At 72.2% G+C, this 15,102-nt stretch carries 13 protein-coding genes; 5 read left to right on the top strand and 8 right to left on the bottom strand.

The features are described from left to right. Positions 1–41: 41 nt before the first annotated feature. Both AB0G52_RS00225 and AB0G52_RS00220 read right to left on the bottom strand, forming a co-directional pair. Complete coding sequence (locus AB0G52_RS00225) at positions 42–1,841, bottom strand: FAD/NAD(P)-binding protein (protein WP_361332402.1); 1,800 nt, start codon at positions 1,839–1,841, stop codon at positions 42–44. Positions 1,842–2,252: 411 nt separating this feature from the next. Next, positions 2,253–3,365, bottom strand: coding sequence for a DUF5685 family protein (locus AB0G52_RS00220; protein ID WP_361332399.1), 1,113 nt, complete (start codon positions 3,363–3,365; stop codon positions 2,253–2,255). Between the two features lie 255 nt (positions 3,366–3,620). Between AB0G52_RS00220 and AB0G52_RS00215 the strand changes: the two genes are divergently transcribed. Further along, a complete protein-coding gene (locus AB0G52_RS00215; protein ID WP_046728992.1) occupies positions 3,621–4,061 on the top strand; it encodes a cell division protein SepF in 441 nt (146 codons plus the stop codon). Positions 4,062–4,098: 37 nt separating this feature from the next. On the opposite strand, the gene AB0G52_RS00210 is transcribed toward AB0G52_RS00215, so the two are convergent. Together AB0G52_RS00210 and AB0G52_RS00205 are read right to left on the bottom strand one after the other, a co-directional pair. After that, the gene (locus tag AB0G52_RS00210; protein ID WP_132889035.1) at positions 4,099–5,292 is read right to left on the bottom strand and encodes an acyl-CoA dehydrogenase family protein; all 1,194 of its coding nucleotides are present in this window, start codon (positions 5,290–5,292) and stop codon (positions 4,099–4,101) included. Between the two features lie 71 nt (positions 5,293–5,363). Continuing rightward, complete coding sequence (locus AB0G52_RS00205; protein WP_132889034.1) at positions 5,364–6,971, bottom strand: MFS transporter; 1,608 nt, start codon at positions 6,969–6,971, stop codon at positions 5,364–5,366. Between the two features lie 259 nt (positions 6,972–7,230). Between AB0G52_RS00205 and AB0G52_RS00200 the strand changes: the two genes are divergently transcribed. Together AB0G52_RS00200 and AB0G52_RS00195 are read left to right on the top strand one after the other, a co-directional pair. Then, complete coding sequence (locus tag AB0G52_RS00200) at positions 7,231–8,490, top strand: mannosyltransferase family protein (RefSeq protein ID WP_361332394.1); 1,260 nt, start codon at positions 7,231–7,233, stop codon at positions 8,488–8,490. Between the two features lie 238 nt (positions 8,491–8,728). Next, the gene (locus AB0G52_RS00195; RefSeq protein WP_132889032.1) at positions 8,729–9,748 is read left to right on the top strand and encodes a phosphatase PAP2 family protein; all 1,020 of its coding nucleotides are present in this window, start codon (positions 8,729–8,731) and stop codon (positions 9,746–9,748) included. A 50-nt stretch (positions 9,749–9,798) separates the two neighbouring features. Here the strand turns inward: AB0G52_RS00195 and AB0G52_RS00190 are convergent, their stop codons facing one another. Further along, a complete protein-coding gene (locus AB0G52_RS00190) occupies positions 9,799–10,014 on the bottom strand; it encodes an I78 family peptidase inhibitor (RefSeq protein ID WP_132889031.1) in 216 nt (71 codons plus the stop codon). 384 nt (positions 10,015–10,398) lie between these two features. Continuing rightward, complete coding sequence (locus AB0G52_RS00185) at positions 10,399–11,091, bottom strand: transglycosylase family protein (RefSeq protein ID WP_361332390.1); 693 nt, start codon at positions 11,089–11,091, stop codon at positions 10,399–10,401. 540 nt (positions 11,092–11,631) lie between these two features. Between AB0G52_RS00185 and AB0G52_RS00180 the strand changes: the two genes are divergently transcribed. Continuing rightward, positions 11,632–12,414, top strand: a complete 783-nt coding sequence (locus AB0G52_RS00180) for a hypothetical protein (RefSeq protein WP_132889029.1) — start codon at positions 11,632–11,634, stop codon at positions 12,412–12,414. 59 nt (positions 12,415–12,473) lie between these two features. Further along, a complete protein-coding gene (locus AB0G52_RS00175) occupies positions 12,474–12,884 on the top strand; it encodes a hypothetical protein (RefSeq protein WP_132889028.1) in 411 nt (136 codons plus the stop codon). 53 nt (positions 12,885–12,937) lie between these two features. Here the strand turns inward: AB0G52_RS00175 and der are convergent, their stop codons facing one another. Together der and AB0G52_RS00165 are read right to left on the bottom strand one after the other, a co-directional pair. Then, positions 12,938–14,422: a ribosome biogenesis GTPase Der gene (der, locus tag AB0G52_RS00170; protein WP_132889027.1), complete on the bottom strand. Its 1,485-nt coding sequence runs from the start codon at positions 14,420–14,422 to the stop codon at positions 12,938–12,940. 77 nt (positions 14,423–14,499) lie between these two features. Then, positions 14,500–15,087, bottom strand: coding sequence for a lysophospholipid acyltransferase family protein (locus tag AB0G52_RS00165; protein WP_132889297.1), 588 nt, complete (start codon positions 15,085–15,087; stop codon positions 14,500–14,502). Between the last annotated feature and the right edge of the window lie 15 nt (positions 15,088–15,102).

Below are 15,102 nucleotides of genomic sequence, written 5' to 3'. Positions count from 1 at the left end.
ACTCCTCCTTCTCGCCGGACGGCGGGACTTCGCAACGGGCGTTACGCGGCGGCCTGTTCGGACAGGCCGCGCAGGAAGGCCAGGGCCGCGCGGGCCGTGGCGTCGTTCTGCCGGAACGCGGGTCCTCCGGTGCGGGGCCGGGTGAAGGCGCCGGGGGTGCGGCTGTCGGTGAAGGGGCCGAGCGCGAACCGCCGGGGATGCGGTCGCCCGTTCCCGTCGAGGATCCGCCCGTCGGCGGGGTCGACCGCGAGCAGTCCGCCGGGCGTCTCCACGGCGCCGTCGGCGTGCAGGGTGCGCAGCAGCGGGTCCCGGGCGCGGCCGAGGGTGGGTTCGGGCAGCCGTGCCTCGACGAGCGCCCGTGCCTCGACGGTGAAACCCGGCACGGTGTCGGAGGCGGCCCGGAACACCCCGTCCGCCGCGGTCACCGTCATCCCGGCGCCTACGAACCGCAGCACACCCGCCCGGGACAGCGCGAGCATCTGCCGCAGCCGGGGTCCGGGCGGCCCGGAGGCGAGGTAGCTGAAGAACCCGTGCCACCAGGAGCCGATGTTCCCGAGCTGCGTCAACTGGCCGTAGACGGAGAGAAGCCCGAGGAACACGGCGAGGTCGGGGCTGTACGCCGGGTCGTGCCGGCGCTCCAGGTCCGCCTCGATGTATCCGCGCAGTCCGTCCTGGAACTCCTCGTGCGAGCCGTGGCGCACCCCGTCCAGCGGGTGGTCGAGCGCCGTCAGGTCGAGCCGGTCGGCGGGGTCCGGTACGGCGGCGGCGACCAGCGCCCATATCTCGGCGTCCCCGTCGGCGGCGGCGTACTTCTCGTCGAAGTCCGGCCAGGCGACGGCCGTCCGCTCGGGGTGGACGGTGAAGAGACGGTGGTAGTGCGCGAACCCCAGCTCCTTCGCCACCAGCGGCCACACGTCCCGCCGGAAGTCGAAGCCGGCCGGCCGGGCGAGCAGTTCGTCGATCTCGGCGGGCCCGAGGAAGCGCGGCAGCGGCGGGCGTTCGCCGGTCCAGTCGTACCCGATCTTCGAGTGGTACGGCACTCCGCGCCGCGATCCCACGTAGAGGACCGGCTCCTGCCCGGAGGGCAGGTAGGTGTCCCCGTCGTAGCGGCCGCCCCGTCCCTCGGTGAGCAGCACCATGAGGTCGACGAAGGCGAGCCCGAACCCGCGCACCAGCACCGGCTCGCCGGGCCGCAGTGCGGACAGCTCGCTGTCGGCGGTGAAGTCGGGCGGCAGGTGGACCAGGTGGTGGGCGTCGGCGTACGCGGCCAACTCCGCCTGTTCCTCGTCCAGTTCCGCGTCGAGGTGGCCGAGGGCGAGGACGACGAGGTCGGCGGGGAGGGGGCGCGGGCGGCCTTCCAGCCATACCTGCTGGCGGCCCTCGCGCGGCCCGCTCACCCGCAGGGCCCGGTGGCGGTGGTGGTGGACGGTGACGCCGTCGGGCAGGCCGGCGACGGCTTGGTCGTGGACGTGGCGCAGGTAGCGGCCCTGGATCTGCCGGTCGGCGAAGGTACGGCCGTCCAGGCCCGCCCACTCGTGCAGGGTGGGCCCCTCCTTCACCGGGCCGGCCATCCGCACCGTCTCGTCGGTGAACATGGTGACGTCCTCGGCGTGCGAGTTCATCCACAGCAGCGGCGACTGGGCGGCCCGCCAGATGCGGCCCGCGCCCGGCGGGTGCGGGTCGACCAGATGGATGTCGAGGCCCGAACCGGCGTACAGCTCCGGGGCGTTGGCGGCGATGCGCTCCAGGAGACCGGTCCCCCGCGGCCCGGCCCCCACGATCACGAGCTGGGGTCTGATCGGGCCGCCGGCCGGGGCGTGCGGCAGAGAGTCGTATGGCATGGGAAGGCTCCGTGACGGACAGCGAGAACACGGTGATTGCCTTCACACACGGGAACACCGCTGTGCGGTGCCCTACGGCCGAGCCCCTCAGCAGGGCCGTCCGTCGACTCTACGGCGGTGTTTCCCCTCGCTGTCAAGGCTGTCCGGACTGTGGGCGGCGCGTCTCAGGTCAGTTGACGGAAAACCGGATACCTGTTCCACTTGGCCCATGCATCCGCAGCAGTGGCTGGTCACCCGCTCCCACATCGACTTCGGTCGCGTGTGGTCCTGTTCCTGTTGAGCTGACCCACTGCGCGCCCCGCCGTCGGCGGGGATCTCCCGCGTTCTCTCTCGCGCACCGCCCTTCGCCTTCACACGCGCACCCCTCCCCTCGCGTTCCCCGCCCTGCCGACCCAGGGAGACCGCCGCTGCTCAGCAACCGTCGCAAGGACAGCAGCAGTCGCAGCCGTCACAACCGTCGCACCCGTCACAGCCGTCGCAGCCGTCGCACGGGCAGTCGCAGTCCCGGCAGCAGCCCTCGCGCTTCTTGCGCGACCAGGGCCCCTCGTACTCCTCCGCGCAGCACATCTGGCAGGTGCAGCACAGCAGCGCGAACATCCCGCAGCCCGCGAGGAGGTCCCGTTTCTCCGGCGGGGCCTTCGGCTCCGGCCCGTGGGCCGAGCAGGCCGGTACGGTCCCGAACGCCCGGTCCACCGACCGCGCCAGTTCGTGCACGAGCAGCAGATGGGCCAGCCCGCCGTCCGCGAACTCCGCGTCCCGCAGCGTCAGCCGGATCCCGTGCAGCGCGTCGTCGGCGAGCCGTCGCGCCTCGGACAGGGAGGTGCCGGTCGCGGCGAGCGGGTTCCAGGCGCCCGTGGCGGCGTCGGCGGCCCGGTCCTCGACGGCGTCCAGCAGATGCGCGAGCCGGCCGAAGAGCCGGCCGGCCTCGGCGAGCGGTGCGGCGTTGCCCGGCCGGCCGGCCAGGACGGCGGTGTGCGCGAAGGCCGCTGCGGTGGCGGTCTCGGTCGGTTCGGTGACCGTCAGCAGCGGCGTGCCCGGCCCTGCGAGCGCCTCGACGGCGAGTTGCCGGTCGACGGCGTCGACCAGGATCCCGGTGTCGAACCCGACGGCCGCGCCGCTCCGGGCCCCGGCCCGTCCCCAGTCGGCGGCGACCCGGCGGGCGACCGCCGCGACCGGCCGGCGGGCCAGCAGCCCGTCCCGGTCGGCGACATGGTCGCGCACCTTGGCCGAGGCGAGCACCAGGGAGACCGCGGCGGCGAGCCGCGCGCCCTCGCCGCGCGCCACCGAGGCGGTCCGCATCCCACGCAGCGGGCACGGTCCCGCCGTGCGCCGGCCGTCGGCGGGCCGTTCGGCCTGAGCCTCCGTCAGAACGGATATCAGCAGCCCGTCGTAGTTCGTGACGACGCGTGCGAGCTGTCCGTGGTCGCCGCGGAGCGCGAGACACAGCCCGCACAGGTGCGCCAGCCACTGCGCACGGAACCTGTCCCCGAGTCGATGACCACATGGTCTGACCATCCCGAACATGCGCGAATTCCCCCCGTACCCCTTCACCCTGACGCACTGTTCATCACCCGTACGCCGGGAACAATCATATTTCACTCTCAGTCAGCAGAGGTGTGAGTCACGGCCCTTGGGGCACCTGGGCTCTCGACGTACTGGCTCTGCACCAGTACCGTCACAAACCCCCCGTGCGGCGTCTATCCACTTGGCGCACCATCCGCATCATGGACGACCATAGGGATGCGGAAGCAAGCAAGACCGCTGTGAGAGGAGGCGTCCATGGGATCGGTACGCAAGGCGAGTGCCTGGCTTGGCCTCGTCGACGACAACGATGACGAGCGCTACTACGACGACGACTACTCCGAAGGGACCGAGCAGCCCGGGGACGCCTGGGTCACCGACCCCCGGGTCAAGGTGGCCTCGGACACCGCCGAGGAGAAGGGCCGCCGGATCGGCACGGTCACCCCGGACAGCTTCCGGGACGCCCGCGCGATCGGCGAGCTGTTCCGTGAGGGCGTGCCGGTCATCGTGAACCTCACGGCCATGGAGTCCGGCGACGCCAAGCGGGTCGTCGACTTCGCGGCCGGCCTGATCTTCGGCCTGCGCGGCTCGATCGAGCGGGTCTCCAACCGGGTCTTCCTGCTGACCCCCGCCCACACGGAGATCGTCAGCGGCGAGCCGGCCGCGCGCCGCGAGGACGGCTTCTACAACCAGAGCTGAGGCAGGGCCGCTCACCGGCCCTGCCCCCGCGCAGGGTTCACCGGAAGGCGTCGAGTCCGGTGAGCGCCTTGCCCAGCACCAGCTGGTGCATCTCGACCGTGCCCTCGTAGGTGAGCACGGACTCCAGGTTGGTCGCGTGCCGCATCACGGGATACTCCAGCGAGATCCCGTTCGCCCCGAGAATCGTCCGCGCCGTACGGCAGATCTCGATCGCCTCCCGTACGTTGTTGAGTTTGCCGAAGCTGACCTGCTCGGGACGCAGGCGGCCGGCGTCCATCCGCCGCCCCAGATGATGGGCGAGCAGGATCCCCTTGTGCAGTTCGACCGCCATGTCGGCGAGCTTGGCCTGGGTGAGCTGGAAGCCGCCGATGGGCCGGCCGAACTGCTCCCGCGACCTCGCGTAGTCGAGGGCGGCCTCGAAGCAGCTGCGCGCCGCACCCATGGCTCCCCACACGATCCCGTACCGGGCGTGCGACAGGCAGCTGAGCGGCCCCTTGAGCCCGGTGACCTCCGGCAGCACCGCGTCCGCCGGCAGCCGTACGTCGTCGAGGACCAGCTCACTGGTGACGCTGGCCCGCAGCGACCACTTGTGCTTGATCTCGGGCGCCGAGAACCCGGGCGTGTCCGTGGGCACGACGAACCCCCGGATCCCGTGGTCGCTCTGCGCCCATACGACGGCCACCCCGGCCACCGACCCGTTGGTGATCCACATCTTGCGGCCGCTGAGCACCCAGTCGCCGCCGGCGTCGCGCTTGGCGTACGTCCGCATGGCGGCCGGGTCGGACCCGTGATCCGGCTCGGTGAGCCCGAAGCAGCCGATGACCTCGCCCGCCGCCATGGCCGGCAGCCACCGCTGCTTCTGCGCCTCGCTCCCGAACCGGTGGACGGCGTACATGGCGAGCGAACCCTGCACGGACACCAGCGAGCGGATCCCCGAGTCGGCGGCCTCCAGTTCCAGACAGGCGAGCCCGTACTGCACGGCGGAGGCGCCGGCACAGCCGTACCCGCTGAGCGACATCCCGAGCGCCCCGATGGACCCCAGCTCCCTGGCGAGCTCCCTGATCCCGGGCAGTTCCCCGCTCTCGTACCACTCGGCGACGAAGGGCAGCACCCGATCCGCCGCCCACCTGCGCACCGTCTCCCGGACGGCGAGATCCTCCGGCTCCAGAAGATCGTCGAGCCCGAGCGGATCCCCGGCGTCGAACGGAGGCGACTTCACGGACGCGGACATGAGAACCCTCCCGAAAACTAGCACCGCTAGTTGCGACAGACTACCCCGCCGCCGCCCTCGCGGGCGGTGCGCTACGCCGAGACGCGCGAGCGGGCCGGTTCCCTGGGGGCCGGGACCTCCATCGGAGCCTGCTCGCACTGCATGACCCGGGGCAGCCGCAGTGCCATCACCGCGCCCAGGAGCAGCAGACCCGCGCTGACCAGGAGCGTCACGTGCAGCCCGTGCACGAAGGAGTCGCGGGCCGCCCGGCGCAGGGCCGCGCCCGCCGGTCCGCCGAGGCGCCCGGCGACGTCGTACGCCTCGCCCAGCGAATGCCCCGCCGCGGCCGAGGCCGACTCCGGTACGCCCGGCACCCCGGCGAGGCCGGGCGCGTACGCCGCGTTCATCACGCTGCCGAGGAGCGCGATCCCGATACCCGCCCCCAGCTGGTACGACGTCTCGCCGATCGCCGCCGCGCCGCCCGCCTGGGCGGCCGGGGCCTCGCTCAGCATCGACTCGTACGCGCCGAAGAGCGTGGTCTCCAGGCCGAAGCCGAGGAGCACGAAGCCGAGCAGCAGCAGGCCGGCGTTGTCGACCCCGCCCATCGCCGTCAGCGTCAACACCGCGGCCGCGGTCAGGAAGAACCCGAAGCACACCATCCGGCGCGGCCCGAAGCGCCGCAGCATCCGCGCCCCGGCCAGGCCGGCCGCCATCGCGGCGAGCGTCAGCGGGAGCAGGCGCAGTCCCGTCCGCAGCGGGGACAGGCCGAGGACCAGTTGCAGGTACTGCGCGGCGATGAGCTCAAGGCCCACCAGCGCGAGCATCGCCAGCACGATGCAGCACACGGCCGTACTGAACGCGGGCCGCGCGAACATCCTCAGGTCCACCAGCGGGAAGGCGCGGCGCCGCTGCCGTCGTACGAAGAGAGCCAGCAGGAGCGCGCCGAGCAGGAGCGGCGCCAGCGTGAGCACGCTGCCCGCCGGTTCGCCGCCGCCCAGGCGCTTGACCGAGAACACCACGCCGAACAGGCCGACCGCCGCCATCAGGGCGCCGACCACGTCCCAGGGGCCGTCGCGGTCGCCGCGGGACTCCGGGAGCAGAATGCGTCCCACCGGAAGGCTGACCAGCATCAACGGGATGTTGACCAGGAAGACGGAGCCCCACCAGAAGTGTTCGAGGAGGAAGCCGCCGAGGAGCGGGCCGACGGCCGCACCGACCGCCGCCACCGCGCTCCAGACACCGATGGCCAGGGCCCGTTCCCGGCGGTCCGGGAAGACCTGCCGGAGGATCGACAGCGTCGCGGGCATGATCATCGCGCCGCCCGCGCCGAGCAGCGCCCGCGCGAGGATCAAGGTCCCGGCGCTCGGCGCCAGGGCCGCCGCCGCGGAGGCGACGCCGAACAGGGCGTATCCGAGGAGGAGCACGCGGCGCCGGCCCACGCGGTCGCCGAGCGTGCCGAACAGGATCAGCAGCGAGGCGCAGACCAGCGGGTAGACGTCGACGATCCAGAGCAGCTGCATCGCACCGGGCTTGAGGTCCTCGGTGACGGCGGGTACCGCGACGTGCAGCACGGTCGCGTCGAGCGCGACGAGCAGCAGGCTGACGCACAGGACGACGAGGACGACCCACCGGTTGGCGCCGGCCGCGGATCCGGGCGCCCGCCGGCGCGGCCGTACGGCAGCCGTGGTCGTCCCGGACATGTACGTACCTCCCAGATGGTCCCTCGCGTGCGGCGGATCGGCGGGGCGGGGACTCCCCGTCGTACGGCCGGAGAGGAGCGGGGTCTCCGGCCCGCGCGGACGAACGCGAGTGACACGTCAGCGTACGCGAGTCCGTTCTGCGGGCACGTGGCGGACCTCTCACACTCCGCACCGAACTATGTGGCGTACGCCACTGGCCCAGCCGCCCACCACGTCCCGCCGGGCCCCGCGCCGGCCCGCCCCGTCGATAATCGAGTCCGTGACCGATCTTGAGAGGCCCGTGGCGGCACCGCGCGTCCCGGCCCTGCGCCGGGCGGCCCCCGCCCTGCTCGGGTACGCGGCCGTGCGTGCCCTGGGCCTGCTCACGCTGGCCGTGTGGAGCGCGGCGCGCGGCAAGAACGCCTACACGTTGTTGACGGCGCGCTGGGACTCGCTGTGGTACACGCGGGTCGCCGAAAGGGGCTACGGCTACGAGGTGCGGCTGCCGAACGGCGACGTCCACTCGAACCTGGCGTTCTTCCCGCTGCTGCCCTGGCTGGAGCGGGCGCTGCACGCGCTCACCCCCCTCTCGTACGCGGGCGCGGGCTTCGCGGTCAGCCTGCTCGCCTCGGTCGCAGCGGCCTGGGGGGTCTTCGCGGTGACGGACCTGGTGTACGGACCCCGGGTGGGGGTCTGCGCGGTACTGCTGTGGGCGGTGCTGCCCGTCGGGATCGTGCAGTCGATGGCGTACAGCGAGTCGCTGTTCACGGCCCTGGCGGCGTGGTCGCTGTACGCCGTGCTGACCGGCCGCTGGATGACCGCGGGCGTCCTGGCCGCGCTGGCGGGGCTGACCCGGCCGGTGGGGCTCGCCGTGGTGGCGGCGGTGTGGACGGTGGGGGTGGTCTCGTTCGTGCGGGATCGGAGCGGGGGCGCGCGGGGCCAGGGCGTGGGAGATGGGCACGGCGTGCAGGAGGGGGAACGCGCCCCCGAGGTGCCCGGCGCCGCGCACGCCCGGCGCGTTGCACCGGCAACGGGCGCCCCTTTCTGGCGCCGCGCCCTCGGCATGCTTCTCGCTCCCCTCGGCGCCGCCTCCTATGTCCTGTGGGTGGGCCGTCGCACCGGCAAGGGTCCGCTCGGCTATCTGGACGTCCAGGCGGGCTGGCGCAACGGGTTCGACGGCGGCTACGCGTTCGCCCGCTTCGTGGCCGACAAGTTCACGTCAATTCCGTCCGCTCCGGCGGGCGTGGGTCTGGTCGTCGGTGTCTGCCTGCTGGTGTGGCTGTACCTGACCGGCGTCCGCCAGCGGCAGCCGCTCGCGCTGCTGGTCTACACGGGTGTCGTCCTCGCGCTGGCGCTGTGCGCCTCGAGTTACTTCGGGTCCAAACCGCGGCTGCTGATGCCGGCCTTCCCGCTGCTGCTGCCGCTCGCCCGGTCGCTCGCGCGGCTGCCGACCGGCAGATCGGTCCTGGTCACGGCCGGTGTCGCGGTGGCCACGGCGGTGTATGGCGCGTTCTGGCTGAACGGCTCGGGGCCTCCATGATCATTTCCAGGGGCCCGATGAGCAGCCGGAGAATTCCACCCCATGCTCCGGTTAACGAATTCATAAGTGCCATAAAACGGCGACCCGGAATGATCAAAGGAATTGAAGGGCGGACCCGCCGAGGATTACGGAATCCTTAGAATTCGGAGGCCTCCTGAGAGGTTTCCCACATCACATCGTCATCACAAAGCCCCTGTTTCGACCGGGAACAGAGCTCACTCGCTGTAACGTCGATTGGGTGCGTACCGAACGAAACCTCACCCGTCTGGACCGGGTGTTCGCCAGGCTGGACCGTGAGCCGGAACGGCCGGCCCACATTGATGTGCCGAAGATGAGCCGGCACCGGGTCGTGTTGTTCACCGCGACCCTGGCCTTCTACCTGGCGATCGTGTGGGCCGTCGTGATCACCTCGTGGCTGGTCCGGCTCGACTGGCAGGTCATGTTCTTCCGGCCGTACCAGCAGTGGGCGGCCATCCACTGGTTCGTCGACTACTACGTGGTCCTCGGCCAGCGCGGGCCCACCGCCGTGATGGTCGCGGCCTGGCTCGGCTGGCGCTCCTGGCGGCAGCACACGATCCGCCCGCTGCTGACACTCGGTGCCTCACTGCTGCTGCTCAACATCACGGTGGGCGCCGCCAAGCTCGGCATGGGGCGCCTCGGTCCGCACTACGCGACCGTCATCGGCTCGAACGAGATGGGCCTGGGCGGCGATATATTTCCCAGCGGCCACACCGCCAACGCGGTGGTGACATGGGGAATCCTGGCGTATCTGGCCTCCACCCCGAGAGCCCGCCGCTGGCTCTCCGCGGCCTCCGCGGTGACCTCCCTCGGCGTCGGCATGTCCACCGTCTACCTCGGTACGCACTGGCTGAGCGACGTGTTGCTGGGCTGGGCCGCCGGACTGCTGATCCTGCTGGCGCTGCCGTGGTGCGAGCCGTTCATCGCCCGCGCGGAGACCTGGATCCTCGACCTGCGCGACCGCTGGCGCTCCCGCCGCGGCGTCCCGGCACCCGCGCCCGCCCCGGTCCCCGTGGTCCTCAAGCCGCGTCCGGCGCCCGTCGAGCAGGCGGCACCGGAGCGCGAGCCGGTCACCTCGGCCCGCGCGCCCAGGAGCCCGATCCACCTGGCGCCGGGCCCGCACACGGCCCGCTCGGAGCGCACTCCGGTGACGCCGGTGGGCAGCCGCCGCCCGCAGCACCCCGAGCGTCCGCCGCGCGGCACCGCGGCCCAGGCGGCCCGCCCGCTGACGGGCGGCTGACCACCCGGCGACGGGGGCCCGGTACGCACAGCCCCGCCCCCGTCGTACGGTCAGCCCTTCCAGGCGCGCGCCACGACCCCGTCCCGCACCTCGAAGTTGAGCCGTCCCGCCCGGTACTCCATGGTGATGATCGCGCCGGGCGGGAGCGAGCGCACCGTGGACCAGCCCCGCCGCCGGGCCCGCTGTTCCGCTTCGCCCGCGTCGAGGCCTACGTACTCCTGCGGGCTGTCCTGGGGCTCCTCGCTCGGAGCGGGATTCGGTGCCATGCGGCCACGCTATCCCGTGTCCGGGGCCGGTCACACTTCTGTCACAGAATCACGCCACGCGTTTGTGCCGTACCGGGTCACCCGTACGAGGGGTTCCGTACCTCTTCCTGGCGGATTCGAACGCAATTCCCTCCCGTCCGCGAGGTCTTACGAAAAACCGCCGGAAAGGATCGGGGCCGAGGATCAGGGGTCTCCCGGTGTCCAATTCCGCGCGAATCCACGGGCCGCCGGGGCAGCTGACACCGCATAAGAGTTTCACTCCTCGGACACAGAACCCCCCTACGGCGACGGCCGTTTTGGAACATGCTCATGTCGCCTCCGGAACGCGACTCGCCCCGCCCGGTTCGGACCGGGCGGGGCGAGTCGCGCGAAGCGGGGCGGGCGTCAGAGCGCGAGGCGCTGCCCGGGCACGATGAGGTTCGGGTCGTCGCCGATGACGGCCTTGTTGGCGGCGTAGAGGCGCTGCCAGGTGGTGCCGTGCCGCTCGGCGATCCGGCTCAGGGTGTCGCCCGCGCGGACGGTGTAGTCGCCCCCGGCCGCGCTGCCGCCGCCGTGGCCCGTCGAGCGCTGCGGAGCCTTGGCCGCGGGCGCCTGCTTCCAGGCGGGCTTCGACGTGTGGGCGGGCGTCGACCTCGTCGCCGACTCCGTGCCGCTCCGCGTGGTCGCCGAGGCGTTCTCGGGCGCCGAGCCGCTCGCACCGGCCCGTCCCGAACAGACCGGCCACGCGCCCCAGCCCTGGGCGTGCTGGACCTTGGTGGCGACGGCGATCTGCGCTTCCCTGGAGGCCTGGTCGGCCGTCGACGCGTAGGCGGTGCCGCCGTACGCGCGCCAGGTGGAGGCGGAGAACTGGAGTCCGCCGTAGTAGCCGTTGCCGGTGTTGATGTGCCAGTTGCCGCCGCTCTCGCACTGCGCGATGCGGTCCCACACTCCGTTGTCCGCCGCCGCGGCGTTGCCGGTCGCCGCCAGCAGGCCCAGCGGGGCGAGCAGCGCCGCTCCGGCCAGGGTGGCGGTCGTACGGCCCTTGCGGAAGCCGTTCTTCGCGGTGGTCTCACGGATGGTATCGGCACACTCGGACATGTATTTCCCTCTCCACGTACCCGGGCTCCCCCGGGCGAGGCACGGTCCCCGCGCGATGGACGCGGTTCCCGCACTCGCCCCGTCCGCCGCGGCCGGTGCTGCGGTGGTGCTCTGCCTGGTTCGGCCGGCGGACGTACCCGAGCGGTGCTCGTTGCACACGGCGGAGGAATCTAGAGACGGGGAACGTCCGAAATCAACCAACTCCCCGTTGGGCCAGGCCAGTTCGGCGTTACCGGAGGTAGCGGCGATTTCCGGCCACCCACTACATTCCTTGATTTCGGGATTTGTCGACCACGGGTTCGACGGATCTGTGATTCAGTTCACCGCCCCAAACCCCTATGGCTTGCGAAGAGTTGACTTTGAGTAGGCCATTCCGGACGAAGGGTGACCGTGCGCAGTGGTTGGTTCGATCCCGATCCCCCTGATGCGTGACCCCCACCACAGATCGCCCGTTGTCTTCTTCATGAGCCCGCAACCCCGAGGGGCTCACGGACCGGGAGCCACCCGGCCCTTCACGCACCGCATCCCGAGGGAGCCACCGTGCCGCGCATGCTCGACGTCAGCAACGAGGTACGCGCCGAGATCGGCGACGAAGAAGCCGACCGGCTGCTCGCCGGAGACAACGCCCCGGGCAGTTACGACTGCACGTCCTGCCGCACCCCGGGCGACTCCGAACAGGAGCGCACCAGCACCGTCCTGTTCGTCGGGGACGAGACCGCCGTCCTCGCCTTCGCCCACGCCACCTGCCTGCCCTCGCAGGTCGTCCAGGTCACCGAGGAGCAGTTGCAGGGAGCGGTCCGCTCCATCAGCGGTGACGGCGCGCCCGGCGGGCAGCAGAGGTCGGCGCCCGAGCAGGCGGTGCTCGGGGTGACCAGCGGGCTCGTGCTGATCGCCGGGGAACTGCACCCGGCGCTCGTCGTCGAGCCGACCTCGCCGATCGTGCGGCCCGGCACGGACGGGGTGGGCGACGACTTCCTGCCGCTGCTCATCGAGCAGGGCTTCATGCCGGTGCCGCAGCTCACCGCGGTGCCGCCGGTGCTGCACGGGTGGTCGGTGCTGCTGGCGGTGGGTCAGCTGCACGCCGTGCTCCAGCCGGGGGCGAACGGCGGGCAGCCGGTGGCCTGGTGGCAGGCGCATCAGCCGCTGCAGGTGACGGACGGGTGGCGGGCGGCGGCCAACAAGCACCAGCAGGTGCTGATGTTCGCGGCGCCGGTGGGGTCGATCGGGCGGCAGCCCCGGGAGGACCTGCTGCGCGACGCGATCGACAAGGCAGCGGCGAACGGGAAGCTGGTGGCGGCCGCGCTGCCGCTCGCGGGGGTCTGAGGGCCGCCCGGAGCGAAGACGAGCCGCATCTCTTCGCTCATCCGGTCGTTTGGACATACGTGCACGCATACGACCTTCCGCCTCGCCGGCCGTCCTTCGCCACCGTTCCGTCCGCCCGGGTGGCTCAGGAGGCCTCACGCGGGCTCTCGGCCACGCCGATCTACGACTCGCTCTACGCGGAGTGGGTCAAGAGCTTCCGCACGCTGCCGGGTGACCGCAGCGGGGAGGAGGCGATGGGGTTCACCGCCTTCGGGACCGCCCCGTTCAGCACCGGCACCCACGCCCCGGGGCTGTACCACGGGAACTCGTACGGCGCGTACAGCGCGGGTGCCTACAGCGCCCGGCACGGCGTCGACCAGCCGCCGCAGCCACCGCAGTGGCAGCGGATCGGGCCGCTCGGCCGCTCCCAGAACCCCGGGATGACGCCGGTGCCGGCGGCGCTTCCGCCGGGCCCGCGCCGGGGCATGTGACCCATGCGTGAGGGGCGGCCACCGTCACCGGTGGCCGCCCCTCACGCATGTCCCTACTTCTTCTTCGCGCCGCGCTTCTCGCGCACCCGCACGGAGATGTGGATCGGCGTCCCCTCGAAGCCGAACTCCTCGCGCAGCCTGCGCTCGATGAAGCGGCGGTAGCCCGCCTCGATGAAGCCGGAGGCGAACAGGACGAACCGCGGCGGCTTGGTGCCGGCCTGGGTGCCGAACAGGATGCGCGGCTGCTTGCCGCCCCGGACCGGGTGCGGGTGGGCGGAGACCAGTTCGCCGAGGAAGGCGTTGAGGCGGCCGGTCGGCACGCGGGTCTCCCAGCCGGCGAGGGCGGTCTCGATCGCGGGGACCAGCTTCTCCATGTGGCGACCGGTACGCGCGGAGACGTTGACGCGGGGCGCCCAGGCGACCTGGCCGAGCTCGGTCTCGATCTCGCGCTCCAGGTAGTAGCGGCGCTCCTCGTCGAGGGTGTCCCACTTGTTGAAGGCGAGGACGACCGCGCGGCCCGCCTCGACGGCCATGGTGACGATGCGCTGGTCCTGCACCGAGATGGACTCGGAGGCGTCGATCAGGATGACCGCGAGCTCGGCCTTCTCCACCGCCGCCGCGGTGCGCAGCGAGGCGTAGTAGTCGGCGCCCTGCTGGAGGTGCACGCGCTTGCGGATACCGGCGGTGTCGACGAACTTCCAGGTGACACCGCCGAGTTCGATCAGCTCGTCGACGGGGTCGCGGGTGGTGCCGGCGAGTTCGTTGACGACGACGCGCTCCTCGCCCGCCACCTTGTTGAGGAGGGAGGACTTGCCGACGTTCGGGCGGCCGATGAGGGCGATCCGGCGGGGGCCGCCGATCCCGGCCCCGCCGAAGGTCTGCTCGGGGGCCTCGGGCAGCGCCTCCAGGACGGCGTCCAGCATGTCGCCGGTGCCACGGCCGTGCAGCGCGGAGACCGGGTGGGGTTCGCCGAGGCCCAGGGACCAGAGGTAGGCCGCGTCGGCCTCGCCGCTCGGGCCGTCGACCTTGTTGGCGGCCAGCACGACGGGCTTGCCGGCCTTGCGCAGCAGGCGTACGACCGCCTCGTCGGTGTCGGTGGCGCCGACCTTGGCGTCGACGACGAACACGACCGCGTCGGCCGCCTCGATCGCGTACTCCGCCTGGGCGGCCACGGAGGCGTCGATGCCGAGGACGTCCTGCTCCCAGCCGCCGGTGTCGACGACCTTGAAGCGGCGGCCCGCCCACTCGGCCTCGTAGGTCACCCGGTCGCGGGTGACGCCGGGCTTGTCCTCGACGACGGCCTCACGGCGGCCGATGATGCGGTTCACGAGCGTCGACTTGCCGACGTTCGGGCGGCCGACGACGGCGAGGACGGGCAGCGGACCGTGGCCCGCCGCCTCGATGGCGCCCTCGACGTCCTCGATGTCGAAGCCCTCTTCGGCGGCGAGCTCCATGAACTCCGCGTACTCGGCGTCGCCGAGCGCCCCGTGGTCGTACTCGTGCGCAGCCGAGTCGCCGGGCTGGCTGTGGTCGTTCATGAAGTCCGTACCTCGTCGTTCATCGTGGTGATCGGTGGAACGGCCGTGTACCGGGCCGGTCCACTACTCAGTGTCGCCTAGCGTCCGGTCAGACGCCTGGCGTTTTCCAGGTGGCCGGTGAGCTGCTTCTGGATGCGCTCGGTGGCCTCGTCCAGGGCCTTGCGGGTGCGGCGGCCGGTGCCGTCGCCCGCCTCGAAAGGGTCGCCGAAGACGACGTCGACGCGGGAGCGCAGCGGCGGCAGCCCCTTTATCAACCGTCCCTGCCGCTCGGAACTTCCCAGGACGGCCACCGGCACGATGGGCGCCCCGGAGCGCACCGCGAAGTAGGCGAGGCCCGCGCGCAGCGCGGCGAAGTCGCCGTCGCCCCGGCTGCCCTCGGGGAAGATCCCGAGCACTCCCCCGGCCTCCAGGACGCCGAGCGCCCGGGTGACCGCCGTGCGGTCGGTGGACCGGCGGTCCACCTTCAGCTGGCCGATCCGGGTCAGGAACGGGTCGAGCGGGCCGACGAACGCCTCCTGCTTGATGAGGAAGTGCGTCGGCCGCGGCGACACGCCCATCACCATCGGCCCGTCGATGTTGTGGGAGTGGTTCACGGCGAGGATCGCCGGGCCCTGCGCGGGCAGCTTCCAGGCGCCGAGCACGCGCGGCTTCCACAGCCCGTACATGAGGCCGACGCCGAT

This window comes from Streptomyces sp. NPDC021562, from assembly GCF_040640875.1.
Classification (GTDB): Bacteria; Actinomycetota; Actinomycetes; order Streptomycetales; family Streptomycetaceae; genus Streptomyces.
The sequence above is the reverse complement of the archived record's forward strand: the minus strand, read 5'-3'. Positions and strand labels throughout refer to the sequence as shown.